This is a genomic window from Pseudomonas sp. OF001 (genome assembly GCF_904426495.1).
Lineage (GTDB): Bacteria > Pseudomonadota > Gammaproteobacteria > Pseudomonadales > Pseudomonadaceae > Geopseudomonas.
This window is the reverse complement of sequence record NZ_CAJGBM010000054.1, coordinates 1-1,452: the sequence shown is the minus strand read 5'-3', so window position 1 is coordinate 1,452 and position 1,452 is coordinate 1. Positions and strand designations below refer to the sequence as shown.

1 protein-coding gene is annotated in these 1,452 nt (G+C 62.5%); it reads left to right on the top strand.

Translation table 11 applies throughout. The annotated features are described in order from the left end of the window. Positions 1 to 59 precede the first annotated feature (59 nt). Positions 60 to 1,445 (top strand): IS4 family transposase, encoded by a 1,386-nt coding sequence (locus RA210_RS18670; protein ID WP_201487620.1) that lies wholly within the window; start codon positions 60 to 62, stop codon positions 1,443 to 1,445. Positions 1,446 to 1,452 lie beyond the last annotated feature (7 nt).

Sequence of the window (1,452 nt, the reverse complement as noted above, 5' to 3'; positions counted from 1 at the left end):
GCGCTCGTCGTTATACACAAGTTCAGTCACCATCTTAGGTTTTCCGAGGGAGTACAGGGATGTCATCCGCGAGCTGGGCTGAGGAAGAGATGCGCACGGCAAACCTGGGCGATGAGCGATTGAATGCGCGTGCTGCCAAGCTGCTGGAGCAGTTGGGTGCAGATCCACGCAACAGCATTCCTACCGCTTGCCGGAGCTGGGCGGAGACGATGGCGGCCTACCGTTTCTTCGATAACGAGAAGGCCACTTTCGAAACAGTTTTGGCCCCCCATCGGGATGCCACCTTGCAGCGCATGGAGTGCTGCCCCGTGGTGCTGTTAGCCCAGGACACGACCGAGCTCGACAAGTGGGTGAATCTGGGCCCCAAGGGAGTGGGCACCATCAAGGAGAGACAGAAGCATCCCCGCCGACTCCATCCGACCGTGGCATTCACACCGGAGCGGGTTTGTCTGGGCGTGGTGGCGGCCGAGTGGTGGCAGCGTGATGAGCCAAGCCCACGCAAGGAGCGGCGCGGAAAAGGAGTGGACGAGAAGGAAAGTCGACGCTGGATCGACAGCTACCAGAGCAGTTGTGCGCTACAAGGGCAGCTCCCGCAAAGCCAGGTCGTCAATCTCGCCGACGCCGAAGGTGATCTGTACGAGTGGTTCGTCGAGTATGAAGACGTCGCTGCGACGACACGGGCGCAATGGATTGTGCGCGCAGCACAGGATCGCCGCGTGCTGGGCGGTGCTGCCGACAAGCTGTGGGCCTCTGTGGCGGCGACGCCAAGCCTGGGGCAAGTCGAGGTTGAGGTACGGGCGCGCCCGAAACGTCCCGCCCGCCTGGCGCAGGTCACTCTGCGCTCTGCCAGTCTCACGCTGCAACCACCGTCCCGCGTCGGGCATCGCTTGCCTGAGGTCATGATCAATGCCGTCCTGGCTTGCGAGGAGCACCCGCCGGAGGGCGTCGAGCCGTTGGAGTGGTTGCTGCTGACAAGCCTGCCGGTGGAAGGCCTGGCCCAAGCCGTTACAGTCGTCGAATGGTATGCCGTGCGCTGGTGTATCGAGGTTTACTTCCACGTTCTGAAGAATGGTTGCCAGATCAATCGACTGCAGCTGGAGACCGAAGAGCGACTACTGCCCTGCATCGGGCTTTACCTGGTCGTGACATGGCGTGTGCTGTACAGCCTGATGTTGGGGCGAAGCTGTCCAGATCTGAGCTGCGAGCTGGTGTTCGAGGCTCGGGAGTGGCGGGCCGCCTACATGGTGGCCAAGCGTTGCATGCCGCCACAGACTCCCCCCTCGCTGGGTGAGGTCGTGATGCTGATAGCCAGCCTGGGCGGCTATTTGGGGCGCAAGCACGATGGGCCACCGGGCCCCAAGGCAATGTGGACCGGGCTGCAGCGGTTGCGGGACTTTGTCATCGCTTTTGAGGCCCGTGACGCGCTCACCGGGACTTGTGTATAACGACGAG